The sequence below is a fragment of the Lentzea sp. NPDC020367 genome (genome assembly GCF_044387305.1).
GTDB lineage: Bacteria > Actinomycetota > Actinomycetes > Mycobacteriales > Pseudonocardiaceae > Lentzea.
The window spans coordinates 474373-499153 of record NZ_JBIRVV010000002.1 but is presented as its reverse complement, the minus strand read 5'-3'; the positions used below and the strand labels follow the sequence as shown (position 1 = coordinate 499153).

The following is a 24781-nucleotide window of genomic DNA, read 5'->3' as shown; positions in this document are numbered from 1 at the left end:
ACGTGCTGCGCTGGATCACCGCTGGAGAGTCACACGGCCCCGCTCTCGTCGCCGTCCTGGAGGGCATGCCCGCCGGAGTGGAGGTGACCACCGAGGACCTGGTCACCCAGCTCGGGCGCCGCAGGCTCGGTTTCGGTCGCTCGCCCCGGATGGGCTTCGAGCAGGACGAGGTCGAGATCCTCGGCGGCGTGCGCCACGGCAAGACCCAGGGCGGTCCGGTCGCGGTCACGATCGGCAACTCCGAGTGGCCCAAGTGGCAGACGGTCATGTCGCCGGACCCGGTCGACCCGAGCCTGCTCAAGCCGACGGGCCGCAACGAGGCCCTCACTCGCCCGCGCCCCGGTCACGCCGACCTGCCGGGCATGCAGAAGTTCGGCTTCGACGAGGCCCGCCCGGTGCTGGAGCGCGCCTCGGCCCGTGAGACCGCCGCCCGCACCGCGCTGGGCACGGTCGCCCGGCAGTTCCTGCAGCAGTTGCTCGGCGTCCAGGTCCTGAGCCACGTGGTGTCCATCGGCAAGGCCGTGACGCCCGAGGACTCCGCGCTGCCGACGCCGGACGACCTGCCCGCGATCGACGAGTCGCCGGTGCGCTGCTTCGACTCCCGCGGCACCGCCGCGATGGTCGCCGAGGTGGAGGCCGTGCAGAAGGCCGCCGACACCGTCGGCGGCGTGATCGAGGTGCTCGTCTACGGGTTGCCGCCGGGCCTGGGCTCGCACGTGCACTGGGACCGCCGCCTCGACGCCCGCCTGGCCGCCGCCCTGATGGGCGTGCAGGCGATGAAGGGCGTGGAGATCGGCGACGGCTTCACCTCCGCCCAGCGCTGGGGTTCGCAGGCCCACGACGAGATCGACCGCGGCAGCGGCCCGGTCGGCGTGACGCGCCGCTCGAACCGCGCCGGTGGTCTCGAAGGCGGCATCACCAACGGCGAGATCCTGCGCGTCCGCGTGGCGATGAAGCCCATCTCGACGGTCCCGCGCGCACTGGCCACTGTGGACGTGCGCACCGGTGAGGCCGCCACCGCGATCCACCAGCGTTCGGACGTCTGCGCCGTGCCGCGTGCCGGTGTCGTGCTGGAGTCCGTGGTCGCGCTGGTGCTGGCCGAGGCCGCGCTGGAGAAGTTCGGCGGCGACTCGCTCGACGAGACGCGCCGCAACGCCCACGCGTACCTCAAGGCCCTGGAAGCCCGCTGGGAGGGCATGTGAGCCCCCGCTACGTCGTGGTCGGCCCGCCCGGCGCGGGCAAGACCACGGTCAGCGAACTGCTCGCGGCCCGCCTGGGCCTGCCGTTCCGCGACGCCGACGCGGACATCGTCGCGCTGGCCGGCAAGCCCATCTCGGACATCTTCACCGACGACGGCGAGCCCGCTTTCCGCGCCATGGAAGAGGAAGCGGTCGCCAAGGCGCTGGTCGAGCACGAGGGCGTGCTGGCGCTGGGCGGGGGAGCCGTGCTGTCCGCGGCGACCCGCGAGCGCCTTCAGGAGCACACCGTCGTGTTCCTGAACGTGGGCATGGCCGAGGGCGTGCGCCGCACCGGGCTGTCGTCCTCGCGGCCGCTGCTGTCCGGCATCAACCCGCGGGCGACGTTCAAGGCGCTGCTGGACGCGCGCCTGCCGCTGTACCGCGAGGTCGCGACGATCGAGGTCCTGACGGATTCGCTGGACCCGGAACAGGTCACCGACGCGGTGATCGAGGGAGTGCAAGCATGACCGAGCCCGTGCGCATCCGGGTCGCCGCGGAGAAGGCCTACGACGTCGTGATCGGCCGTGGTCTGCTCGGCGACATCGTCGAGTTCCTCAAGAACACGGCGAAGATCGCGATCGTCCACCAGCCGACACTGGCCGAGACGGCGAAGGTGCTGGTCGACGAGCTCAAGGCCGTGGGCGTCGACGCGCACCGCGTCGAGGTCCCCGACGCCGAGGACGGCAAGGACCTCGCGGTCGCCGGCTTCTGCTGGGACGTGCTGGGCAAGATCGGATTGTCGCGTTCCGACGTCGTCGTCGGCCTGGGCGGCGGCGCGGTCACGGACCTCGCGGGCTTCGTCGCGTCCACCTGGATGCGCGGCGTGCGGCTGGTCAACATCCCGACGACGCTGCTCGGCATGGTCGACGCCGCCGTGGGCGGCAAGACCGGCATCAACACCGACGCGGGCAAGAACCTCGTAGGCACGTTCTACGAGCCGGACGCGATCTTCGTCGACCTCGCGACGCTGGAAACGCTGCCGCGCAACGAACTCATCGCCGGCATGGCCGAGATCGTGAAGGGCGGCTTCATCGCCGACCCGGTCATCCTCGACCTGATCGAGGCCGACCCCGCGCTCGCCCTCGACCCGACCGGCGACGTGCTCGCCGACCTGGTCCGCCGCAAGATCCAGATCAAGGCCGACGTCGTCACCACGGACCTGCGCGAGTCGAACCTGCGCGAGATCCTGAACTACGGCCACACCCTCGGCCACGCCATCGAACGCCGCGAGCGCTACCGCTGGCGCCACGGCGCCGCCATCAGCGTGGGCCTGGTCTTCGCCGCCGAACTGGCCCGCCTCACGGGCCGGCTGGACGACGAGACGGCCGACCGCCACAAGCGCGTGCTGCAACTGCTCGGCCTCCCGACCTCCTACGACCCGGACGCCCTCCCGCAGCTCATGGAGGGCATGAAGGTCGACAAGAAGAACAAGGCGGGCGTCCTGCGCTTCGTCGTCCTCGACGGCCTGGCCAAGCCGGGCCGCCTCGAAGGCCCGGACCCGTCCCTGATCGCCGCCGCCTACTCGGCCGTCGCCGCCGAACCGACCACGGGCTCCGGAAAGGTGCTGCTGTGAGGGTCCTCGTCCTCAACGGTCCGAACCTCGACCGCCTCGGCACCCGCGAGCCGGACGTCTACGGCCGCACGACGTACGCGGACCTGGTCCAGATGTGCGTGGCCGAGGGCAAGGAACTCAACTTCGAGGTAGAGGTCCGCCAGACCGCCCACGAGGGCGAGATGGTCGCGTGGCTGCACGAGGCCGCCGACGCCTCGATCCCCGTGGTCCTCAACGGCGCCGCCTGGACGCACTACTCGATCGCGATCCGCGACGCGTGCTCCCAGCTGACCGCGCCACTGGTCGAGGTGCACATCTCGAACATCCACCAGCGCGAGGAGTTCCGGCACCACAGCGTCATCTCGGCCATCGCGAGCGGCGTGATCGTGGGCCTGGGCGTCGAGGGCTACCTGCTCGCACTGCGCTGGCTGGCGCTCAAGAGGCAGTGACGTGGAGCGCCGCGAGGCGCTCCACTGTGCGTAAACCGCCTGGCCGACGTTCCGGGTCGCGCCGTGAGGCGCTCCGCTGTGCGTGAAGCACTCAGTCAACGTTCCGGTCACGCCGTGAGACGCTCCGCTGTGCGTGAACCACCCGGCCAACGCTCTGAATCTCGCCGCCAGCTCAGCGGTGGCGCATCCAGAGGTTCGTCTCCTCGTAGCGCCCCTGGTCGCGCTCCCGGTCGATCGCCACGAGGTCCAGCCCTCCCGCGACGACGTAGCGGCCGGTCTGCGGGAACGCCATCCCCGTCCACGTCTCCCACTGCGCGACGGTGCCGGTCACGACCATCGACCGAGCCGCCGGTCCGAGGATCGTGGCACCGAGCCGCTGGTGCGTGCGGATCCACGGGTCGAGGTGCAGGCCGTCCTCGCGCGTCCACCGCTGGAAGTCCTCCATCGCGGTCAGCGGGTAGGTCGCCTTGAGCGTCGGCCGGACCGGCACGATCACCCGCGCGAGCCCGTCGGCCGCGGCCCGTTCGCGCAGGCCGGTGAGCACCTTCCCCGCCAGCCCGCCACCGGTGCGGTCGGACCGCACGGTCGCGGCCACCACACAAAGGGTGTCCGGCGCGACCCCGGCCTCGTGTTCGGTGACCGCCGCGACCAGCGCGCCGTCATACCCGCCGTCGGGCAGCGTCTCGCCGTCCCAGCGCAGCGCGACCGCCGTCGCCCGCGCCAGCACCGCGTCGTCATCGAGAAGCAGCACGTCGTAGCGCGGGAAATACTCGGCCACGGCGTCGCGATGGGCCGCCGGGATCTGGCCGCGCAGCACGAACGGTGGCCAGCCGTCCCGCAGCGAGGCCTGGGCGGGGCCCTGGAGGTCGGGTCGCTCGCCGTTCGAGACGATCTTCACGAGCCGATCGTAGGAGCCAGGGGAGCCCGGAATGCTGCATCACGTCGAACTGTGGGTGCCTGATCTCGCCCGCGCCGAGGCCACGTTCGGGTGGATCTTCACCGAACTGGGCTGGACCGAGCACCAGCGCTGGAGCGCCGGCGTCAGCTGGAAGCTCGGCGAGACCTACGTGGTGGTCGAACAGTCCCCGGCCATGACCGGGCCGCACGACCGGATGAAGGCGGGCCTGAACCACCTCGCCCTGCACACCGGCACCCGCGAGGACGTCGACCGGCTGACCCGGGAATCCGAGGCGCACGGCTGGAAACTCATGTTCGCGGACAGGCACCCTCACGCGGGAGGACCGGACCACTACGCGGCGTTCCTGGAGAACGAGGACGGCTTCGAAATCGAGCTGGTCGCCATCTGAACGTGTGAAGATGCTGATCGTGCCGAGACCTTGGATCGCCGCGTTCGCCCTGCTCCTGGCCGGGTGTGCCGCCGCGCCGGAGCCCGCGCCCGTCAGCAGCGAGACGACGACGGCCGCAGGCGAGCAGTTGTCCGATCAGGAGCTGCAGGCGCGGTGGTGGACGTGGGCGGCGTCGAGTCCGGAGAACCGCAACCCCGTGGTCGACGACACCGGGCAGTGGTGCGCGGAGAACCAGCCGAAGGACGTGTGGTTCTTCGCCGGCACGTTCGGCGGCGCCGTGAACCGCAGGTGCCAGGTGCCCGCCGGGCGCCCGCTCGCCGGTCCCGCGCTCAACCTCGCCTCCACGGACACGAACTGCGCGTCGTTCATGGACGCGGCCAAGGGCTCGGTGACCCTCGACGGGCAACTGGTGGAACTGCGCCGGATCGCGCCGGTCGCGATCACCTACCAGGCCTCGCGCGACAACGTGGTGGGGCAGCGCGAGGGACGGGTGCCGGCGCAGGGCTGCGGACTGTGGGCGTGGATCCCGCCGCTCAAGCCCGGTGAACACGAGCTGCTGGTCAAGGGCGAGTCGGGCACCTTCAGCAACTCGGCGCGCTACCTGCTCCTCGTCAGCTCCTCGGACTAGCCGGGTCCTTGCCCACCAGGAACCCGCCCAGCAGCATCCCCAGCCCGGCGGGCGCGAGCACGAGCAACGCCGTGAACGCCGCGCCGCCCGTCAGCGCCACCCACAGCGCCTCCTGCCCGGTCTGGTCGACCAGCAACGCCGTCCCGATCACACCCAGCGCGCCCGCGAACGGGCCCGCGATCAGCGCCGCGATGAACCACTGCATGCCGCGCCCGTCCAGGTCGCGCGCCGTGTCGACGGCGCCCCAGATGACGGCGGCGGCGATCAGCAGCCCGATCGCGATCGGGCGGACCGAGGAGGCCTCGGGGCTGCGCACGCCCACGGCCGCCACGCCGGTCTGCACGGCTCCGTGCAGGAGCCCCATCCACAACGCACGGACGAACCAAGGACGCATGCGGACAGCTTAGGACTGGCCGTACGCTGCGAGACATGTCGTCGTACGCCGCACGCCGAACCGCCCTCCGCCAGGAGCTCCAGGCCACCAACCTGGACGCGCTGCTCGTCACGAACCTGCTGAACGTCCGGTACCTCACCGGGTTCACCGGATCGAACGCCGCCGTCCTGATCGGCGCGGCGGGCGACGACACGACGGTGTTCTGCACCGACGGCCGCTATCTCACCCAGTCGGCGAAGCAGGTGCCGGACCTGGAACGGCTGATCGACCGCCCGTGCGACACGGCGCTGGCCCAACGCGCGAAGGGCCGCCTCGGGTTCGAGAGCCACCAGGTGACGGTCGACGGCCTGGACGAGCTGACCGCGGCCGCGGGCAAGGCCGAGCTGGTGAAGGCCGGCGGCCTGGTCGAGAAGCTGCGGCTGGTCAAGGACGAGGTCGAGATCGAGGCGCTGCGGATGGCGTGCGCGGCGGCGGACCGCGCCCTCGGGGCGTTGATCGGCCACGGCGGGCTGCGTGCCGGCCGCACCGAACGCGAGGTCGCGCGCGAGCTGGAGAGCCGCATGCTCGACCACGGCGCGGAGGGCCCGTCGTTCTCCTCGATCGTGGCGTTCGGCGCGAACTCGGCCGTCCCGCACCACTCACCGACGGACGCGACCCTGCACGTGGGCGACCTCATCAAGCTCGACTTCGGCGCACTGGTCGACGGCTACCACTCCGACATGACCCGCACGCTCGTCCTCGGCAAGCCCGCGGACTGGCAGCGCGACCTGTACGACCTGGTCGCGCGGTCGCAGGCGGCGGGCCGCAACGCGCTCACGCCCGGCGCGCGGGTGAGCGACGTCGACCACGCGTCGCGCGAGGTGATCGAGAAGGCCGGGCACGGGAACGAGTTCCTGCACGGCCTCGGCCACGGGGTCGGGCTGGAGATCCACGAGGCACCGGCGTTGTCGAAGGCGGGTGCCGGTACACTTTCGGCCGGTATGGCGGTCACCGTCGAGCCCGGCGTCTACTTGTCGGGGCGGGGCGGGGTCCGCATCGAGGACACCCTCGTGGTCCGCGAGAGCGGGCCGGAGCTCCTCACCCTGACCACGAAAGAACTCGTGGTCGTCTGACACCCCCGTCCTACACAGGAGAAATCCCACCGTGGCCACCACGAACGACCTGAAGAACGGCCTGGTGCTGAACCTCGACGGCCAGCTCTGGACCGTCACCGCGTTCCAGCACGTCAAGCCCGGCAAGGGTGGCGCCTTCGTGCGCACGACCCTCAAGCACGTGCTGACCGGGAAGGTCGTCGACAAGACCTTCAACGCGGGCACCAAGGTCGAGACCGCCACCGTGGACAAGCGCGGCATGACCTTCCTCTACAAGGAAGGCACCGACTTCATCTTCATGGACGGCGACACCTACGACCAGATCCCGGTTTCGGCCGAGACGGTCAGCGACGCCGCGAACTACCTGCTGGAGAACCAGGAAGCGATGGTCGCCACGCACGAGGGCGTCCCGCTGTTCGTCGAGCTCCCGACGTCGGTCGAGCTCATCATCGAGCACACCGACCCGGGCCTGCAGGGCGACCGCTCCACCGGCGGCACCAAGCCCGCCCGCCTGGAGACCGGCGCCGAGATCCAGGTCCCGCTGTTCGTCACGACCGGCGAGAAGATCAAGGTCGACACCCGCGACGGCCGCTACCTCGGCCGCATCAGCGACAAGTCCTGATGGGTGCTCGGAGCAAGGCCCGCAAGCGCGCGGTCGACTTCCTCTACGAAGCCGACCTGCTGGGCAGCGACGCGGTGACGTTGCTGGCCTCGCGCGTCGGGTCTCCCGACGTGCCGCCGGTGAACGACTACACGGTGACGCTCGTCGAGGGCGTCACCGCACACCGGTCGCGCATCGACGACCTCATCTCGGAGCACGCCGAGGGCTGGACCCTGCAGCGCATGCCGGCGGTCGACCGCGCGATCCTGCGCCTCGGCCTGTACGAGCTGCTGTGGGCGACCGAAGTGCCGGACGCGGTGGCGATCGACGAGGCCGTGGAGCTCGCCAAGGGCCTGTCCACGGACGACTCGCCGAGGTTCGTGAACGGTGTGCTCGGCCGGATCGCGGTCATCGCGGACCAGCTGCGCGCCGTCCTGTAGTTCCCCATTCCGCGGGTGTCTCATCAACCAGGTTGATGGGATGCCCGCGGTTTTGGCATTGGACGTCATACGGGCGCTGCCCCAGGCTTCAGGTCATGAACCTGCAGACCTTCCTCGACGACGTGGCGTCGATCGTGGCCGCCTCCGACGACGAGCATGAGATCACCAAACGGGTCGCGGACCGCCTGTCCGCCCTGCTGGACAGCGGTTACCGCCTCCCGCCCGAACTCACCCGCCCGTCGCCCGACCACCACGTCAACTACCCGCTGCACCTCGCCCTCGGCTGGTGCGTCGCCGTCGTCGTGTGGGCGCCAGGACAGCGCACGCCCGTGCACGGCCATGAGACGTGGGGCGCCGTCGGCATCTACTCCGGCGCCGAACGCGAGATCCGCTACGCCAAGCCCACCGGACCAGGTCCCCTGATCGAGCTGGGCGAGCAGATCTTCCGGCGCGGCGAGGTCACCGTGTGCTGCACGACCGACGACGATGTTCACTCGGTCGTGGCCGAATCGGAGGAGCCGACCATCGGCATCCACGTCTACGGCGCCGACATCGGCACCATCGAACGCCGTCGCTACGACCCGGAGACCGGCGACGTGGAGTGGTTCGTCGGCGGCTGGCACACCCCTTAGGACCGCGCCCAGCCTCGCCGCTCGCCCTCGTCGATCAGCTCCAGCGCCGCTTCCCAGAGCTTCGTCGAGCCCTCGCCGATCACGGCCTTGCGACCGCGCACGGCATCGGCCGTCACACCGGGCGTCCGCCAGGTCCCGCCCTTCGCCATCCAGTTGAGCAGCAACGGTTGCAGCCGGTCCATGGCCTTCGCGAACCGCGCCTCGGGCGTCGACCGCGCCTCGAACTCGTCCCACAACGCCCTCAGCACGCGTCCCGAGTCGTCGGGAAGAATTCCGAACAACCGGTCGGCGGCGGCCTCCTCGCGTTCCTGCTGGCTCTCGCCCAGTTCGGTGTCGTAGATCGGCGTGTCACCCGCGTAGATCTCGACCAGGTCGTGCACGACCACGAGCTTCATCGTGTGGCCGACGTCGATCGGTTCGTCGGCGTACTCCGCGAGAGTCAGCACCATCAGCGCGAGGTGCCACGAGTGCTCCGCGTCGTTCTCCCGCCGGTCCGCCGCCGCGAGAGGGGACGCGCGCAGCACGGTCTTGAGCTGATCGACCTCGATCAGGAACGTGAGGTGCTCGCGCAGCCGGGAGTCCACACCGGACGGCAGCGGGTTCTGATCGGCGAGAAGTCCTGCGTCGGAAGAGGTCACGTTGCCGGGATTCTACCGATCGGCGAGGAACTCCTCCCACGTGCGGGCGCCGTGGTCGCCGTCCAGCGTCAGGTTCCGCCCGTCCCGGTAGGCCTGTCCGGCCTTGCCCGGCAGCCGCACCGGCACGGTGAGACGGCGCTTGCCCGTGACCGACAGGTAGTCCCGCACGAGCTGCCGCAGCTCGTAGACCGCGGGGCCGGCGATGTCCGTGACGCGTCCGGCGGGCGCACCGAGCGCCAGCTCGACGATGCGCGCGGCCACGTCACGAGCGTCGACGGGCTGCAGCCGCAGGCCCGGCACCGGCACGACCGGCAGCTTCGCCAGGCCGCGCACCATGGTCAGCGTCAGGTCGTGGAACTGGGCCGCGCGCAGGATCGTGAACGGGATGCCCGAGTCCGCGATCGCCTGTTCACAGGCGAGTTTGGTGCACAGCCACGCCAGCGGCACGGTGTCCGCGCCGATCACCGAGATGTACACGAGGTGCCGGACGTCCCGGCAGGCCGCCAGCAGGTTGCGGGTCGCGACGTCGTCGCCCTTCTGCCCGCCGGCGAGGTGCACCACGACGTCGGCCTCGAGCGGCGGCACCTCTCCGAGCAGGTCGCAGGCGATGTCGCCGTGGCGGCTCAGCACGGTCACGTCCGCCTCGGCCGCACGCAGCGCGGCGACGACGTGCCTGCCGAGCGTGCCGGTGCCGCCGGTGACGAGGATCTTCATGATTACCCTCCCGAATGAGTCGTTGCCCGGTCGACCCGGCGGCGCGCGGGAACGTGACAGGGTGTGTGCCAGGCCACAGGGGGAAGCTTTGATCGCGCAGTTCGAGCAGGAGCGCACGAGGTTGCGCGCCATCGCCCACCGCATGCTCGGGTCGTTCGCCGAGGCCGACGACGCGCTGCAGGACGCCTGGCTCCGCGTCGAGCGCGCCGACACGAGCGAGATCGACAACCCGGCCGCGTGGCTCACGACCGTCGTCGGGCGGGTGTGCCTGAACATGTTGCGCGACAGGCGGGAGCACGCGTTCGAGATGCCCGATCCCGTGATCGAGACGGGGGAGGAGCCCGAGCAGCAGGCCGTCGCGAAGGACCAGGTCGGGCTCGCGATGCTGATCGTGCTGGACTCGCTCAAGCCCGACGAGCGGCTGGCGTTCGTGCTGCACGACCTGTTCGCCGTGCCGTTCGACGACATCGCGCCGTTGATCGACAAGACCCCGGCCACCGCGCGTCAGCTGGCGAGCAGGGCCCGCAAGCGCGTGCAGGACCGGCCACAGCCCAACGTCGACCTGCCCAAGCAGCGCGAAGTGGTGCAGGCGTTCCTCAGGGCGTCCCGGGAGGGCGACCTCGAAGGCCTGGTCGCGGTGCTGCACCCGGACGCCGTGCTGCGCGCGGGCGACCTGCGGGTCGTCGGCGGGCGGACCGTCGCGGGCCGTGCGAGCCTGTTCCGCAAGTACGCCGCGCTGGCCGCCGTCGAGTTCGCGGTCATCGGCGACGAGATCGGCTTCGTCACGAGGGTGGACGGCGTGGTGTTCTCGATCATGGCGTTCACGGTGCGCGACGACCGGATCGCCGCTATCCACGTGATCCAGGACCGGCAGCAACTGGCCGCACTTATTCCGTGAGCAATACCACTGCTGTCACTGGTCACGTCGAACGCCCGCCAGGTGTCTATTTGAGGTGGGCGCTCGAGGTGAAGGGGACCAACGATGATCGGGGAGTTGGACCAGGGGGACAGGCTCGCCTACCGGATGCTCGGCCGGTTCGCCGAGGCGGCGGACGCGGTGCGGGAGGCGCGCCGCAAGATCGAGAAGACCGGTGAGCCCGGCTGGCTGAGCACGGTCGTCGCACGCGTGAGTCTCACGATGCTGCGCGTGCGGGCCAAGAACGGCTTCGAGATGCCGGACCCGGTCGTGAGCAGGGAGCCGAACCACGAACCCGGCCTCGGTGTGCTGACCGCACTCGACGCGCTGACCCGCGACGAACGCGTCGCCTACGTGCTGCACGACATGTTCCAGGAGCCGTTCGAGCAGGTGGCGCCGTTGATCGGCCGCACACCGCTGGGCGCGCTGCAGGTGGAGGCGCGGGCGCGCAAGCGGGTGGCGGGCAGACCGGTGTCCGATGTGGACCTGGCAGGACAGCGCGAGGTCGTCGACGCGTTCATGGCGGGCGAGAACGTGCTGGACGCGGACGTGACGCTGCGCTCGGAGGGGATCTGGCTGCGGGGTGCCGGCATGGTCGCGCACAAGACCGCGGTGATGCAGGCCGCGCCGTGCATGGAACCGGCGGTCGTCGGCGGCGAGGCCGGGCTGGTGTCGACAGTGGACGGTCAGCCGGTCGCGCTGGTGGCGTTCACGGTGCGCGAGCGGAAGATCGCGGCGATCCACGCGATCACGGACCGGGAGCACGTCCGGCGGCTGTTCTCACCCGAATGACCTCGAGAACGCACATGGCTCCCTCGAACGTCCTCAGGGCGACCAGCAGGACGTCGGGGGAGCCATGAACGGCGTGTGAAGCTCAGTCTTCCTTCGCGGGGCGGGCCTCGGGAGGCAGCACACCCCAGTCGATGAGCTGCTCGGTGAGCTCGCCCGGCGTCATGTCGTAGATGATCGCGAGCGAACGCAGGTCCTCGGTGCGGATGGAGAGGACCTTGCCGTTGTAGTCCCCGCGCTGCGACTGGATGGTCGCGGCGTAGCGGGCCAGCGGTCCGACCTTCTCGACCGGCAGCTGCTGCAGCCGTTCGAGGTTGATCACGATCTTGGTGGCCGGCTCGGCACCGGAGGGAACGCGGCCCTCGGGCAGGAGCTCGGCGACGGGAACGCCGTAGAAGTCGGCCAGCTCGGCCAGCTTCTGCACGGTCACCGCGCGGTCACCGCGCTCGTAGGAGCCGACGACCACGGCCTTCCAGCGACCGCCGGACTTCTGCTCGACGCCGTGCAGGGACAGACCCTGCTGCTGGCGGATAGCGCGGAGCTTGGCCCCCAGCGCCTTGGCGTAGTCGCCCATGTGGCGGTTCTCCGTTCATTCGCCCCGTCAGCAGTACCGGCGTGCTGCGGGGAGGCTTCGATCGATACGCAGAGTAATGATTACTCGCCGTGGTCGGCAGGTCAAGCTGATCTCAAGGAGAGACGCGCGCCACGCCTGGCACACCACTCGGATGGTTGACCGTCCGTAGGTGATACGGTGCAGGTCAGCCTAGTTGTCACTAGGTGTCCGACGTCCTTTAAGGACCCGTCCAGTGAGGCGGGGAAGGAGGTCCAGCCGTGGCGTCACGTCAACGTGGCGCGACGGATCCGGCCGGGGATCGCGAGATTCTCTCGGCCGGTGACGTCGCGCGCACTGTCGCCCGAATGGCCCATCAGATCATCGAGAAGACCGCACTCGATGCACCCAGCGCACCCGACGTCGTCTTGATGGGTATTCCCAGCCGGGGAGCCCCCCTCGCACGACGTCTAGCCGCTAAGATCGCCGAATTTTCCGGCCGGACGGTGCACGAGGGCACGCTCGACATCACCCTCTACCGCGACGACCTGCGCAGAGGCCCCACGCGGCCCCTGGAAGCGACGAAGCTGCCCGAGGGCGGCATCGACGACAAGCTGGTCGTTCTCGTGGACGACGTGCTGTTCTCCGGCCGCACGATCCGCTCGGCCCTCGACGCGCTGCGCGACCACGGCCGGCCCCGCGCCGTCCAGCTCGCCGTGCTCGTCGACCGCGGTCACCGCGAACTGCCGATCCGCGCGGACTACGTCGGCAAGAACCTGCCCACGTCCAAGACCGAGGACGTCGTCGTGATGCTCGAAGAGTTCGACGGCCGCGACGGAGTGGTCCTGAAGTGAAGCACCTGCTCTCCACCGACGGCCTCGACCGCGACCAGGCGATCGCGATCCTCGACACCGCGGACCGCCTCAAGCAGGCGTTGCTCGGCCGCGAGGTCCGCAAGCTGCCGACGTTGCGCGGCCGCACGGTGATCACGATGTTCTACGAGAACAGCACGCGCACGCGGGTGTCGTTCGAGATCGCCGGCAAGTGGATGTCCGCGGACGTGATCAACGTCAGCAGCTCCGGTTCCAGTGTCAGCAAGGGTGAGTCGCTGCGCGACACCGCGCTGACGTTGCAGGCCGCGGGCGCCGACTGCGTGATCGTGCGCCACCCCGCCTCCGGTGCGGCGCACCGGCTCGCGGGCTGGCTCAAGCACACCAGCACGTCCGTGGTGAACGCCGGCGACGGCATGCACGAGCACCCCACGCAGGCGTTGCTCGACGCGGCCACGCTGCGCGACCGCCTGGGCAGCCTCGACGGCCGCCGCGTCGCGATCGTCGGCGACGTCCTGCACAGCCGCGTGGCGCGCTCGAACGTGCACCTGCTCACCACGCTCGGTGCCGAGGTCACGCTGGTCGCGCCGCCGACCCTGCTGCCCACCGGCGTCGAGAAGTGGCCGGTCGCGGTCTCGCACGAGATCGACTCCGAGCTCGCCTCGCAGGACGCCGTGATGTTGCTGCGCGTGCAGGCCGAGCGGATGACCGGCGGGTTCTTCCCGAGCTCGCGCGAGTACTCGATCGCGTACGGCCTCAACGAGCGGCGGCTGAAGCTGCTGCCAGAGCACGCCGTCGTGCTGCACCCCGGCCCGATGCTGCGCGGCATGGAGATCGCCTCCGTCGTCGCCGACAGCCCGCAGGCCGCGATCACCGAGCAGGTCCGCAACGGTGTCCACGTGCGCATGGCCGTGCTGTACCACCTGCTTGCCCACGAGGAGGAAAACGCGTGAAACCCTTGCTTCTCAAGGGAGTCAGGCCCTACGGCGAGGGTGATCCGATCGACCTGCTGATCCGCGACGGCGTGATCGCAGAAGGTACGGACGAGAACGCCGAGATCATCGAAGGCAACGGCGCGGTTCTGCTGCCCGGCTTTGTAGACCTCCACACCCACCTGCGTGAGCCGGGCCGCGAGGACACCGAGACCATCGAGACGGGCTCCAAGGCCGCCGCACTCGGTGGCTACACGGCCGTTTTCGCGATGGCCAACACGGATCCGGTCGCCGACAACGCCGTCATCGTCGAGCACGTCGCCCGCCGCGGCCAGGAGGTCGGCCTGGTCGACGTCCACCCGGTCGGCGCCGTCACCGTGGGTCTGAAGGGCGAGAAGCTCGCCGAGCTCGGCACGATGGCGAACTCCAAGGCCAACGTCCGGGTCTTCTCCGACGACGGCCACTGCGTGCACGACCCGTTGATCATGCGCCGCGCGCTGGAGTACTCGAAGGCCCTCAACGCCGTCATCGCCCAGCACGCCGAGGAACCGCGCCTCACGGTCGGTGCCCAGGCGCACGAGGGCGAGAACGCCTCCAGGCTCGGACTGCAGGGCTGGCCGGCGGCGGCCGAGGAGTCGATCGTGGCCCGTGACTGCATCCTCGCGAAGCAGGTCGACGCGCGGCTGCACGTCTGCCACGTCAGCACCACCGGCACGGCGGACGTCCTGAAGTGGGCCAAGGCCCGCGGCACCAAGGTGTCCGCCGAGGTCACCCCGCACCACCTGATCCTGACCGACGACCGGCTCTCCACCTACGACCCGGTCAACAAGGTCAACCCGCCGCTGCGCACGCAGTCCGACGTGGACGCGCTGCGGCAGGCGCTCGCGGACGGCACCATCGACTGCGTCGCCACGGACCACGCCCCGCACGCGATCCAGGACAAGGACTGCGAGTGGTCGGCGGCCCGTCCGGGCATGCTCGGCCTGCAGACCGCGCTCGGCATCGTCGTCGAGACGATGGTGCGGACCGGCCTGCTGGACTGGCGCGGCGTCGCGCGGGTGATGAGCGAGAAGCCCGCCGAGATCGCCGGGCTGACCGACCAGGGCCGTCCGATCGCGGTCGGCGAGCCCGCGAACCTCGTGCTGGTCGACCCGGACGCGTCGTGGACGGTGAACGGCGCGGAGCTCGCGAGCATCGCGGGCAACACCCCGTTCGAGGGCATGGAACTGCCCGCCGCGGTGACGGCCACCATCTTGCGTGGCCGGGTGACCGCACTGGCGGGGAGGATTGCGGAATGACGCGCATTCTCCTGTCCCTGGCGGTTTTCATCTTCTTCGCGCTGTGCGTCTACGGCATGTGGCACGGCTGGAAGCGCCGCCAGCGCGAGCAGGCCGGCCTGCCCGCGTTCCCCTCGACGCCGGCCGCCCTGGGCGCGCCGAAGCTCGCGACCACGGGCGTCTACATCGGAACGACGAACGCGGGCAACTGGCAGGACCGCGTCCAGGTCGGGGACATCGGCTTCCGCGCCGAGGCCACGCTGAGCCTCGTTCCGGAAGGTGTCGCCATCGAACGCGTTGGCGCGTCACCGATCTTCATCCCCGCCGAGTCCATCCGGGACGCCCGCACCGACCGCGGCCTGGCCGGGAAGGTCATGTTCAGCGAAGAAGGCCTTCTGGTGGTCCAGTGGGAGAACGAAGGCCACTTGTTCGACACCGGGTTCCGCGGTGACGACAAGGACGTTTACCAAGAATGGGTTGCAGCACTCGTGGGAGGCAAGGCGTGACGAACGCGGCATTGGTGCTGGAAGACGGACGTGTCTTCCGCGGTGAGGCGTACGGAGCGACCGGCGTCTCGCTCGGCGAGGTCGTGTTCTCCACGGCCATGACCGGGTACCAGGAAACCCTGACCGACCCCTCCTACCACCGCCAGATCGTGGTGCAGACCGCGCCGCAGATCGGCAACACCGGCTGGAACGACGAGGACGACGAGTCCTCGAAGATCTGGGTCGCCGGGTACGTGGTCCGCGACCCCGCGCGCACGCCGTCGAACTGGCGGTCCAAGCGCGGCCTCGACGAGGAACTGACCAACCAGGGCGTGGTCGGCATCGCGGGCCTCGACACCCGCACCCTGACCCGCCACATCCGCGAGCGGGGCGCCATGCGCGCCGGGGTGTTCTCGGGCTCCGAGCTCACCGACGACGCGTCGATGGTCGAGCAGGTCAAGGCGTCGGCGGAGATGGTCGGCGCGAACCTCGCGGTCGACGTCACCACGGACAAGCCGTACGTGGTCGAGGCCATCGGTGCCAAGAAGTTCACCGTCGCGGCGCTCGACCTGGGCATCAAGTCGAACACCCCGCGGATGATGGCGGCGCGCGGCATCGAGGTGCACGTGCTGCCGCTGACCAGTTCCTTCGAGGACATCCTGAAGGTCAGCCCCGATGGCCTGTTCCTGAGCAACGGCCCGGGCGACCCGGCCACGCAGGACCACGCCATCGCGCTGACGAAGGAGGCGCTGGGCCGCAAGCTGCCGCTGTTCGGCATCTGCTTCGGCAACCAGATCCTGGGCCGCGCGGTCGGCCGCGGGACGTACAAGATGCGCTACGGCCACCGCGGCATCAACATCCCGGTCATCGACGTGACCACCGGCAAGGTCGCCATCACCTCGCAGAACCACGGGTTCGCGCTGGAGGGCACGCCCGGTGAGGAGTTCTCCTCGGAGTTCGGCCGCGCCGTGCTGTCGCACTACTGCCCGAACGACGGCACCGTCGAGGGCGTCCGGCTGCTCGACGCGCCGGCGTTCTCCGTGCAGTACCACCCCGAGGCCGCGGCCGGTCCGCACGACGCCGCGCCCCTGTTCGACGAGTTCGTGACGCTGATGAATGAGGCCCGCTGATGCCGAAGAGGACTGATCTCAAGCACATCCTGGTGATCGGCTCCGGTCCGATCGTCATCGGTCAGGCGTGCGAGTTCGACTACTCCGGTACCCAGGCGTGCCGCGTGCTGCGCGAAGAGGGCATCCGGGTCAGCCTGGTGAACTCCAACCCGGCGACGATCATGACGGACCCCGAGTTCGCCGACGCCACCTACATCGAGCCGATCACGGCCGAGTTCGTGGAGAAGGTCATCGCGCAGGAGCGCCCGGACGCGATCCTGGCGACGCTGGGCGGTCAGACGGCGCTCAACACGGCCATCGCGCTGCACGAGCGCGGTGTGCTGGAGAAGTACAACGTCGAGCTGATCGGCGCGGACATCGACGCCATCCAGCGCGGTGAGGACCGGCAGATCTTCAAGGACCTGGTGCGGGGCATCGGTTCCGAGGTGCCGCGCTCGGCCGTCTGCAAGTCGATGGACGAGGTGCGCAAGACCGTCGCCGACTTGGGTCTCCCGGTCGTCATCCGCCCGTCGTTCACCATGGGCGGCCTGGGTTCCGGCATGGCGTACACGGCGGAGGAGCTGGAGCGTCTCGCGGCGATCGGCCTGGAGGAGTCCCCGGTCACCGAGGTGCTCATCGAGGAGAGCGTGCTCGGGTGGAAGGAGTACGAGCTCGAGCTGATGCGCGACCGCAACGACAACGTCGTCGTCATCTGCTCGATCGAGAACATCGACCCGATGGGCGTGCACACCGGTGACTCGGTGACGGTCGCGCCGGCGATGACGCTGACCGACCGCGAGTACCAGCACATGCGCGACGTCGGCATCCAGGTCATCCGCGAGGTCGGCGTCGACACCGGTGGCTGCAACATCCAGTTCGCGATCCACCCGGACAACGGCCGCATGGTCGTCATCGAGATGAACCCGCGCGTCTCGCGGTCGTCGGCACTCGCGTCGAAGGCGACCGGCTTCCCGATCGCCAAGATCGCCGCGAAGCTCGCCATCGGCTACACGCTCGACGAGATCACCAACGACATCACGGGGGAGACCCCGGCGTCGTTCGAGCCGTCGCTCGACTACGTGGTCGTGAAGGCGCCGCGGTTCGCGTTCGAGAAGTTCCCCGGCGCGGACCCGACGCTGACCACCACGATGAAGTCGGTCGGCGAGGCCATGTCGATCGGCCGGAACTTCGTGGAGGCGCTGGGTAAGGCGCTGCGTTCGCTGGAAACGAAATCGGTCGGTTTCTGGACGCAGCCGGACCCGGAGGGCACTACTCTGGAGTCCACTCTGAAGCAGTTGGAGCGCGGCCACGACGGGCGCCTCTACACGGTCGAGCGTGCTCTTCGACTCGGCGCGTCCATTGAGGACGTGTACAACGCGTCGAAGATCGACCCGTGGTTCATCGAGCAGATCGCGTGGCTCGGCACGTTGCGGCAGGAGCTGCTGGACGCTCCCGTGCTCGACGAGCCGTTGCTGCGCAAGGCGAAGCGCGCTGGGCTCTCCGACCGGCAGATCGCGGTGCTGCGGTCCGAACTGGCCGGTGAGGACGGCGTGCGCAGGCTGCGGCACCGTCTGGGCGTGCGTCCGGTCTACAAGACGGTCGACACGTGCGCGGCGGAGTTCAAGTCCGAGACGCCGTACCACTACTCGGCGTACGAGCTCGACCCTCAGGCCGAGTCCGAGGTCGCGGAACAGCGCGAGAAGCCGAAGGTGCTGATCCTCGGCTCCGGGCCGAACCGCATCGGTCAGGGCATCGAGTTCGACTACTCGTGCGTGCACGCGGCCATGGCGTTGCGGGCGGCCGGGTACGAGACCGTGATGGTCAACTGCAACCCGGAGACGGTGTCGACGGACTACGACACGTCGGACCGCCTGTACTTCGAGCCGCTGACGTTCGAGGACGTGCTGGAGGTCGTGCACTCCGAGCAGCGCTCCGGCACGGTCGCGGGCGTGATCGTCCAGCTCGGCGGCCAGACGCCGCTGGGCCTGGCGCAGCGCCTGGCCGACGCCGGTGTGCCCGTCGTGGGCACGACGCCCGAGGCGATCCACCTCGCCGAAGACCGCGGCCAGTTCGGCAAGGTGCTGACCGAGGCCGGCCTGCCCGCGCCGAAGTTCGGCACGGCCACGTCGTTCAGCGAGGCCAAGGAGATCGCGGACGAGATCGGCTACCCGGTCCTCGTGCGGCCCTCCTACGTGCTCGGCGGCCGTGGCATGGAGATCGTGTACGACGAGGAGTCGCTGTCGGGCTACATCGCCCGCGCGACCGAGGTGACGCCCGAGCACCCGGTGCTGGTCGACCGGTTCCTCGACGACGCCATCGAGATCGACGTCGACGCGCTGTGCGACGGCGAGGAGGTGTTCATCGGCGGTGTCATGGAGCACATCGAGGAAGCCGGTGTGCACTCCGGCGACTCGTCGTGCGCGCTGCCGCCGATCACGCTCGGCGCCTCCGACATCGAGAACGTCCGCCGCTCCACCGAGGCCATCGCGAAGGGCATCGGCGTGAAGGGGCTCCTGAACGTCCAGTACGCGCTCAAGGACGACGTGCTGTACGTCCTGGAGGCAAACCCGCGTGCGTCGCGCACGGTGCCGTTCGTGTCCAAGGCGACGGCGGTGTCGATGGCCAAGGCCGCGTCCCGCGTGATGCTCGGCGCCACGATCGCGGAACTGCGCGTGGAGGGCATCCTGCCGGCCACCGGTGACGGTGCCCGGCTGCCCGAGCACGCGCCGGTCGCGGTGAAGGAAGCGGTCATGCAGTTCCACCGCTTCCGCACGCCGGAGGGTCTCGGCGTGGACTCGTTGCTGGGCCCGGAGATGAAGTCCACCGGCGAGGTCATGGGCATCGACTCGTCGTTCGGCAAGGCGTTCGCGAAGTCGCAGACGGCCTCGTACGGCTCGCTGCCGACGTCGGGCAAGGTGTTCGTGTCCTTCGCGAACCGCGACAAGCGCGCGATGATCTTCCCGGTCAAGCGGCTGGCCGACCTCGGTTTCCAGATCCTGGCGACCGCGGGCACGGCGGAGGTGTTGAAGCGCAACGGGATCGCGTGCACCGAGGTGCGCAAGCACTTCGAGGGCGAGGGCAACGTCGTCGACATGATCCTGGCCGGCGAGATCGACATGATCTTCAACACGCCGTACGGCAACAGCGGCCCGCGCATCGACGGCTACGAGATCCGCACCGCCGCCGTGGCGAAGGACATCCCTTGTGTGACCACGATCCAGGGCGCTGCCGCGGCCGTGCACGGCATCGAGGCGCTCATCCAGGGTGACATCGGCGTCCAGCCGCTGCAGGCCCTCCAGGCCGCTCTGCGGGGTGACAAGTGACCTTCGGCGACAAACTCGCGAAAGCCGTTGAGGCGTACGGACCTCTGTGCGTCGGCATCGACCCGCATCCGAGCCTGTTGGAGGCGTGGGGCCTCTCCCCGACCGCGGAGGGCCTCGAACGGTTCGCTCTGACGGCCGTGGAGGCGTTCGGCGGCAGGGTGGCGATGGTGAAGCCGCAGGCGGCGTTCTTCGAGGCCTACGGGTCGCGTGGGGTCGCCGTGCTGGAGCGGGTGATCGCGGAGCTGCGCGACTCGGGCACGCTGGTGCTCGTGGACGCCAAGCGCGGCGACATCGGCTCCACCATGGCCGCCTACGCCCAGGCGTACCTGGGCGACGGCTCGCCACTGGCCGGTGACGCGGTCACGATCTCCCCGTTCCTGGGCTTCGGATCGCTGCAGCCCGCGCTCGACACGGCGCGGGCGACGGGCAGGGGCGTGTTCGTGCTCGCCCTCACCTCGAACCCGGAAGGTGCGCAGGTCCAGCGGGCGGTTGCTCCAGACGGGCGAACCGTCGCGAAGACGATCATCGATTTCGCCTCCGCTCGGAATTCAGGCATTTCCCCGTGCGGCGATGTTGGTCTCGTCGTGGGTGCCACGATCGGGGAAACGGATGTAGACCTCTCCGGGTTCAACGGACCGATCCTGGCGCCCGGTTTCGGCGCTCAGGGAGGCTCCGTGGCCGATCTAAAACGGCTCTTCGGACCCGACATGCGCAACGTCTTTCCGACTTCTTCACGAGATGTTCTCAAGCACGGCCCCGACGTGTCTTCGCTGGTCAGCGCGGTGCAGAGGGTTCAGCAGAGCCTCTGAGGAGGGGCGCGCCACGCCTTTTGGGGTGTGGTGCGCTCACCAGGGCAAACATGTGTTGGTAGGGTCCACGCCACCGGCTGCCCCGCTGGTCACCGGCCTCATAGCACACCTAGAGTGGGCGATGAGTTGCCGGAGGGCGGTGATCAGGCCGCCGGAGGGTGTTGGTACTACTACCACCCGCCGCAATCATGACCGCTGAAGATTTACCTGACTGGGTCACGTTGTACTCAGGCAATTGCGGTCGGTACGGTCGCGGCACCGATCCGAAAAGAATCCACACGGAGGAAATCGTGGCTCTTCCCCAGCTTACCGAGGAGCAGCGGGCCGCAGCGCTGGAGAAGGCTGCTGCCGCTCGTCGCGTTCGGGCTGAGCTCAAGGAGCGCCTCAAGCGTGGCGGCACGACCCTGACGGACGTGCTGAAGTCCGCCGAGAGCGATGAGATCCTTGGCAAGATGAAGGTGTCCGCGCTGCTTGAGGCCCTGCCGGGTGTCGGCAAGGTGCGTGCTCAGCAGATCATGGAGCGCCTCGAGATCGCTCCCAGCCGTCGCCTGCGCGGTCTTGGTGACCGTCAGCGCAAGGCCCTGCTCTCCGAGTTCAGCGGAGAGTGATTGGCACCGAGGCGGGAACGGGCTCTGCCCGTTCCCGCCTCACCGTCTTGTCCGGGCCGTCCGGCGTTGGCAAGTCCAGCGTTCTGACGGAGCTGCGCAGCCAGCAACCCGATATCTACTTTTCCGTCTCGGCGACCACCAGGAAGCCGAGGCCGGGCGAGGTCGACGGAGTGCACTACCACTTCGTGGACCACGAGAAGTTCCAGCAGATGGTCGAGGCTGGCGAGTTCCTCGAGCACGCCGAGTTCGCCGGAAACCACTACGGAACCCCTCGCAGGCCCGTCGAAGAAGCTTTGGCCGCGGGCCGCCCCGCGCTCCTGGAGATCGAACTCCAGGGCGCGCGGCAGGTCCGCGTGGCCATGCCAGACGCCCAGCTGGTCATGCTGGCGCCCCCGTCCTGGGAGCACCTGGTCGACCGGCTGACCGGCAGAGGCACCGAACACCCGGACGTCGTCGAACGCCGGCTCGCCATCGCCCGCGAGGAGCTGGCGGCCGAAAAGGAGTTCGACGAGGTCGTCGTGAACGCCGACGTGCAGTCGGCCGCGTCCGACTTGCTATCCTTGATGGTCGGACCACGAAATTCAGGAGATTGACGAGTGATCACCCACACCGAGCTCGGTCACCTGACCGGTTCTCCGGAGGGCATCACCAACCCGCCGATCGACGACCTGCTTGAGCAGGTGAGCTCGAAGTACGCGTTGGTGATCTACGCCGCGAAGCGTGCCCGCCAGATCAACGACTACTACGCGCAGCTCGGCGAGGGCCTGCTCGAGTACGTCGGCCCGCTCGTCGAGCCGGGCCCGCGTGAGAAGCCCCTCTCGATTGCTCTTCGCGAGATCCACGCGGGTCTGCTTGAGCACACCGAGGGCGAGTGACTGCGTCATCTGACGCTGGTGCCCCTGTTCGCCCCAAGATCGTTCTTGGGGTTGGCGGGGGCATCGCCGCGTACAAGGCCTGTGAGGTTTTGCGGCGACTGACCGAATCAGGCCACTCGGTGCGGGTCATCCCCACCGAGGGCGCGCTGAAGTTCGTGGGAGCCGCCACGTTCGAGGCGCTGTCGGGCCAGGTCGTGTCCGCGGACCCGTTCGACGACGTGCACGAGGTGCCGCACGTCAAACTCGGGCAGAACGCCGACCTCGTCGTCGTCGCCCCGGCCACGGCGAACCTGATCGCGAAGGCCGCGCACGGCCTCGCGGACGATCTTCTGACGAACACCCTGCTGACCGCGCGCTGCCCGGTCCTGCTGGTGCCGGCGATGCACACGGAGATGTGGGAGCACCCGGCCACCCAGCACAACGTGGCGTTGTTGCGCAGTCGCGGTGTCATCGTCGCCGAACCCGCGTCCGGCCGTCTCACCGGCAAGGACACCGGCAAGGGTCGCCTGCCCGACCCCGCCGAGATCGTCGAACTGGCCCGGCTGCTGCTGGTGCGCCGCGACGCCCTCGCGAGGACACTCGAAGGTGTGCACGTCGCGATTTCCGCCGGTGGCACGCGAGAACCACTCGATCCGGTCCGGTTCATCGGCAACCGCTCGTCCGGCAAGCAGGGCTATGCACTCGCACGGGTGGCGGCGCAACGCGGTGCCCGAGTGACTTTGGTCGCGGGAAACACAGCGGATCTGGCCACACCTGCCGGTGTCGACCTCGTACGTGTGGGCTCCGCCGTGGAGTTGCGCGAGGCCATGCACAAGGTCGCGGCGGACGCGGACGTGGTCGTGATGGCCGCCGCGGTGGCCGACTTCCGGCCGTTGTCGCTCACCGGGCACAAGATCAAGAAGACCGACGGCGACCCGGACCCGATCGCGCTGACGAAGAACCCCGACATCCTCGTGGAGCTCGTTTCCGCACGTAGGACGGGCCAGCTGATCGTCGGGTTCGCGGCGGAGACCGGCGACGAGACGACGTCGGTGCTCGACTACGGACGGGCGAAGCTGCGGCGCAAGGGCTGCGACCTCCTGGTGCTCAACGCGGTCGGCGACGGCAAGGCGTTCGAGCAGGAGGACAACGCCGGCTGGCTGCTGTCCCCGGACGGCGCCGAGACGCCTATACCGCACGGCCCCAAAACACAAGTGGCGTCCGCTGTGTGGGACGCGGTTACCGTTCGCTTGACTGATTCTCAGTAGAATTTTTCCCTGTTGAGCCCCTCGAACAAGGAGTGTCCGTGAGCCAGCACAGCAGCAGGCTGTTCACCAGTGAGTCGGTGACCGAGGGACACCCCGACAAGATCTGTGACGCGATCAGTGACTCGATCCTGGACGCGTTGCTGGCCAAGGACCCGCGCTCCCGCGTCGCCGTGGAGACGATGGTCACCACCGGCCAGGTCCACGTCGCGGGTGAGGTCACCACCGAGGCGTACGCGGACATCCCCACGATCGTCCGCGAGAAGATCCTGGAGATCGGGTACGACTCGTCGCAGAAGGGCTTCGACGGCAACTCCTGTGGCGTGAACGTCGCCATCGGCGCGCAGTCCCCGGACATCGCGCAGGGCGTCGACACGGCGTTCGAGAACCGCGTCGAGGGCGCCGACGACGAGATCGACAAGCAGGGTGCCGGCGACCAGGGCCTGATGTTCGGCTACGCGTGCACCGACACGCCCGAGCTCATGCCGCTGCCGATCGCGCTGGCCCACCGCCTGTCCCGTCGCCTGACCGCGGTCCGCAAGGACGGCACCGTGCCGTACCTGCGCCCGGACGGCAAGACCCAGGTCACCATCGAGTACGCGGGCGACCAGCCCGTGCGCCTCGACACCGTCGTCATCAGCACCCAGCACGCCGACGGCATCGACCTCGAGAAGCTGCTCGGCGTCGACCTGCGCGAGCACGTCGTGGCCCCCGAGATCGCCGAACTGGGTCTCGACACCTCGAGCGTCCGGCTGCTCACCAACCCGACCGGCCGCTTCGTCATCGGTGGCCCGATGGGTGACGCTGGTCTCACCGGCCGCAAGATCATCGTCGACACCTACGGCGGCATGGCCCGTCACGGTGGCGGCGCGTTCTCCGGCAAGGACCCGTCGAAGGTCGACCGCTCCGCCGCGTACGCGATGCGCTGGGTCGCCAAGAACACCGTCGCGGCGGGCCTCGCCACCCGCGTCGAGGTCCAGGTCGCCTACGCCATCGGCAAGGCGGCCCCGGTCGGCCTGTTCGTCGAGACGTTCGGCACCGAGACCGTCGACCCGTCGAAGATCCAGCAGGCCATCTCGGAGGTCTTCGACCTCCGTCCGGCCGCGATCATCCGCGACCTCGACCTGCTGCGCCCGATCTACGCCCCGACCGCCGCGTACGGCCACTTCGGCCGCACCGACGTGGACCTGCCCTGGGAGTCGACGGACCGCGCCGACGCCCTGCGCAACGCCGCCGGCGCCTGATCACCCCGCACGCCCGAACGGTCCGCTTCCACCCGGAGGCGGGCCGTTTCGCGTATTTCGGGTCTCTCGCGGGCCTCCGCAGTGAGTGGGGGACGACCAGACAGGC

29 protein-coding genes are annotated in these 24781 nt (G+C 69.5%); 24 read left to right on the top strand and 5 right to left on the bottom strand.

What is annotated here, in order from left to right:
- Positions 1-2 precede the first annotated feature (2 nt).
- From aroC to aroQ, 4 genes are read left to right on the top strand one after another with little or no spacing between them, the layout of a single operon-like run.
- Complete coding sequence (aroC, locus tag ACH413_RS09450) at positions 3-1202, top strand: chorismate synthase (RefSeq protein ID WP_360032714.1); 1200 nt, start codon at positions 3-5, stop codon at positions 1200-1202.
- Positions 1199-1705, top strand: coding sequence for a shikimate kinase (locus ACH413_RS09445; RefSeq protein WP_360032717.1), 507 nt, complete (start codon positions 1199-1201; stop codon positions 1703-1705). The genes aroC and ACH413_RS09445 overlap by 4 nt, the downstream gene beginning before the upstream one ends.
- On the top strand, positions 1702-2811 hold the full coding sequence (gene aroB / locus ACH413_RS09440) for a 3-dehydroquinate synthase (RefSeq protein WP_360032720.1): 1110 nt from the start codon (positions 1702-1704) through the stop codon (positions 2809-2811). The genes ACH413_RS09445 and aroB overlap by 4 nt, the downstream gene beginning before the upstream one ends.
- Positions 2808-3239 carry a type II 3-dehydroquinate dehydratase gene (gene aroQ / locus ACH413_RS09435; RefSeq protein ID WP_360032723.1) on the top strand — a complete coding sequence of 144 codons (432 nt, stop codon included), beginning with the start codon at positions 2808-2810 and terminating at the stop codon, positions 3237-3239. Before aroB ends, aroQ begins: the two co-directional genes overlap by 4 nt.
- Before the next feature lie 172 nt (positions 3240-3411).
- Here the strand turns inward: aroQ and ACH413_RS09430 are convergent, their stop codons facing one another.
- On the bottom strand, positions 3412-4137 hold the full coding sequence (locus tag ACH413_RS09430; RefSeq protein ID WP_360032726.1) for a Long-chain-fatty-acid--CoA ligase: 726 nt from the start codon (positions 4135-4137) through the stop codon (positions 3412-3414).
- Between the two features lie 31 nt (positions 4138-4168).
- Here ACH413_RS09430 and ACH413_RS09425 point away from each other — a divergent pair, with 31 nt between their 5' ends.
- Together ACH413_RS09425 and ACH413_RS09420 are read left to right on the top strand one after the other, a co-directional pair.
- Positions 4169-4546 (top strand): VOC family protein, encoded by a 378-nt coding sequence (locus tag ACH413_RS09425; protein ID WP_360032729.1) that lies wholly within the window; start codon positions 4169-4171, stop codon positions 4544-4546.
- Positions 4547-4565: 19 nt separating this feature from the next.
- The gene (locus tag ACH413_RS09420) at positions 4566-5174 is read left to right on the top strand and encodes a hypothetical protein (protein ID WP_360032732.1); all 609 of its coding nucleotides are present in this window, start codon (positions 4566-4568) and stop codon (positions 5172-5174) included.
- Here the strand turns inward: ACH413_RS09420 and ACH413_RS09415 are convergent.
- Positions 5158-5568, bottom strand: coding sequence for a B-4DMT family transporter (locus ACH413_RS09415; protein WP_360032735.1), 411 nt, complete (start codon positions 5566-5568; stop codon positions 5158-5160). The two genes, ACH413_RS09420 and ACH413_RS09415, sit on opposite strands and share 17 nt — an antisense overlap.
- Positions 5569-5603: 35 nt before the next feature.
- Here ACH413_RS09415 and ACH413_RS09410 point away from each other — a divergent pair, with 35 nt between their 5' ends.
- The 4 genes from ACH413_RS09410 to ACH413_RS09395 all read left to right on the top strand — a co-directional run bounded on the left by ACH413_RS09410 (position 5604) and on the right by ACH413_RS09395 (position 8332).
- Positions 5604-6680, top strand: a complete 1077-nt coding sequence (locus ACH413_RS09410) for a Xaa-Pro peptidase family protein (RefSeq protein WP_360032738.1) — start codon at positions 5604-5606, stop codon at positions 6678-6680.
- Between the two features lie 31 nt (positions 6681-6711).
- Positions 6712-7281, top strand: a complete 570-nt coding sequence (gene efp, locus ACH413_RS09405) for an elongation factor P (RefSeq protein ID WP_360032741.1) — start codon at positions 6712-6714, stop codon at positions 7279-7281.
- Positions 7281-7700, top strand: coding sequence for a transcription antitermination factor NusB (gene nusB / locus ACH413_RS09400; RefSeq protein WP_360032744.1), 420 nt, complete (start codon positions 7281-7283; stop codon positions 7698-7700). The genes efp and nusB overlap by 1 nt, the downstream gene beginning before the upstream one ends.
- Positions 7701-7795: 95 nt before the next feature.
- A complete protein-coding gene (locus ACH413_RS09395) occupies positions 7796-8332 on the top strand; it encodes a hypothetical protein (protein WP_360032746.1) in 537 nt (178 codons plus the stop codon).
- Here ACH413_RS09395 and ACH413_RS09390 read toward each other — a convergent pair.
- Both ACH413_RS09390 and ACH413_RS09385 read right to left on the bottom strand, forming a co-directional pair.
- A complete protein-coding gene (locus ACH413_RS09390) occupies positions 8329-8970 on the bottom strand; it encodes an HD domain-containing protein (protein WP_360032749.1) in 642 nt (213 codons plus the stop codon). The genes ACH413_RS09395 and ACH413_RS09390 overlap by 4 nt on opposite strands.
- Before the next feature lie 12 nt (positions 8971-8982).
- Positions 8983-9684, bottom strand: a complete 702-nt coding sequence (locus ACH413_RS09385; RefSeq protein ID WP_360032751.1) for an NAD(P)H-binding protein — start codon at positions 9682-9684, stop codon at positions 8983-8985.
- A gap of 88 nt (positions 9685-9772) precedes the next feature.
- On the opposite strand from ACH413_RS09385, the gene ACH413_RS09380 reads away from it, so the two are divergent.
- Together ACH413_RS09380 and ACH413_RS09375 are read left to right on the top strand one after the other, a co-directional pair.
- Positions 9773-10582, top strand: coding sequence for a sigma-70 family RNA polymerase sigma factor (locus tag ACH413_RS09380; protein ID WP_360032754.1), 810 nt, complete (start codon positions 9773-9775; stop codon positions 10580-10582).
- 84 nt (positions 10583-10666) lie between these two features.
- Positions 10667-11392, top strand: a complete 726-nt coding sequence (locus ACH413_RS09375) for an RNA polymerase subunit sigma-70 (RefSeq protein WP_360032757.1) — start codon at positions 10667-10669, stop codon at positions 11390-11392.
- 82 nt (positions 11393-11474) lie between these two features.
- Here the strand turns inward: ACH413_RS09375 and ACH413_RS09370 are convergent, their stop codons facing one another.
- Positions 11475-11963: a transcriptional regulator gene (locus ACH413_RS09370; protein WP_030471611.1), complete on the bottom strand. Its 489-nt coding sequence runs from the start codon at positions 11961-11963 to the stop codon at positions 11475-11477.
- Between the two features lie 257 nt (positions 11964-12220).
- On the opposite strand from ACH413_RS09370, the gene pyrR reads away from it, so the two are divergent.
- From pyrR to metK, 12 genes are all read left to right on the top strand, one after another.
- Positions 12221-12793: a bifunctional pyr operon transcriptional regulator/uracil phosphoribosyltransferase PyrR gene (gene pyrR, locus ACH413_RS09365; protein WP_089912344.1), complete on the top strand. Its 573-nt coding sequence runs from the start codon at positions 12221-12223 to the stop codon at positions 12791-12793.
- The gene (locus ACH413_RS09360) at positions 12790-13722 is read left to right on the top strand and encodes an aspartate carbamoyltransferase catalytic subunit (protein WP_360032760.1); all 933 of its coding nucleotides are present in this window, start codon (positions 12790-12792) and stop codon (positions 13720-13722) included. Before pyrR ends, ACH413_RS09360 begins: the two co-directional genes overlap by 4 nt.
- Positions 13719-14999 carry a dihydroorotase gene (locus tag ACH413_RS09355; RefSeq protein ID WP_360032762.1) on the top strand — a complete coding sequence of 427 codons (1281 nt, stop codon included), beginning with the start codon at positions 13719-13721 and terminating at the stop codon, positions 14997-14999. The genes ACH413_RS09360 and ACH413_RS09355 overlap by 4 nt, the downstream gene beginning before the upstream one ends.
- A complete protein-coding gene (locus tag ACH413_RS09350; RefSeq protein WP_360032765.1) occupies positions 14996-15484 on the top strand; it encodes a transporter in 489 nt (162 codons plus the stop codon). The genes ACH413_RS09355 and ACH413_RS09350 overlap by 4 nt, the downstream gene beginning before the upstream one ends.
- Positions 15481-16593 carry a glutamine-hydrolyzing carbamoyl-phosphate synthase small subunit gene (gene carA / locus ACH413_RS09345; RefSeq protein ID WP_396424929.1) on the top strand — a complete coding sequence of 371 codons (1113 nt, stop codon included), beginning with the start codon at positions 15481-15483 and terminating at the stop codon, positions 16591-16593. The genes ACH413_RS09350 and carA overlap by 4 nt, the downstream gene beginning before the upstream one ends.
- Entirely contained in the window at positions 16593-19895 is a 3303-nt protein-coding gene (carB, locus tag ACH413_RS09340; RefSeq protein ID WP_360032771.1) for a carbamoyl-phosphate synthase large subunit, read from the top strand. The genes carA and carB overlap by 1 nt, the downstream gene beginning before the upstream one ends.
- Complete coding sequence (pyrF, locus tag ACH413_RS09335) at positions 19892-20704, top strand: orotidine-5'-phosphate decarboxylase (protein WP_360032774.1); 813 nt, start codon at positions 19892-19894, stop codon at positions 20702-20704. The genes carB and pyrF overlap by 4 nt, the downstream gene beginning before the upstream one ends.
- Positions 20705-20994: 290 nt before the next feature.
- Positions 20995-21312: an integration host factor, actinobacterial type gene (mihF, locus tag ACH413_RS09330; protein WP_030481817.1), complete on the top strand. Its 318-nt coding sequence runs from the start codon at positions 20995-20997 to the stop codon at positions 21310-21312.
- Positions 21309-21905 carry a guanylate kinase gene (gmk, locus tag ACH413_RS09325; RefSeq protein WP_093588062.1) on the top strand — a complete coding sequence of 199 codons (597 nt, stop codon included), beginning with the start codon at positions 21309-21311 and terminating at the stop codon, positions 21903-21905. The genes mihF and gmk overlap by 4 nt, the downstream gene beginning before the upstream one ends.
- A 3-nt stretch (positions 21906-21908) precedes the next feature.
- Complete coding sequence (gene rpoZ / locus ACH413_RS09320; protein ID WP_045313812.1) at positions 21909-22187, top strand: DNA-directed RNA polymerase subunit omega; 279 nt, start codon at positions 21909-21911, stop codon at positions 22185-22187.
- 38 nt (positions 22188-22225) lie between these two features.
- Positions 22226-23434, top strand: coding sequence for a bifunctional phosphopantothenoylcysteine decarboxylase/phosphopantothenate--cysteine ligase CoaBC (gene coaBC, locus ACH413_RS09315; protein ID WP_360033814.1), 1209 nt, complete (start codon positions 22226-22228; stop codon positions 23432-23434).
- A 38-nt stretch (positions 23435-23472) separates the two neighbouring features.
- The gene (metK, locus tag ACH413_RS09310; RefSeq protein WP_319973231.1) at positions 23473-24675 is read left to right on the top strand and encodes a methionine adenosyltransferase; all 1203 of its coding nucleotides are present in this window, start codon (positions 23473-23475) and stop codon (positions 24673-24675) included.
- Positions 24676-24781: the final 106 nt, after the last annotated feature.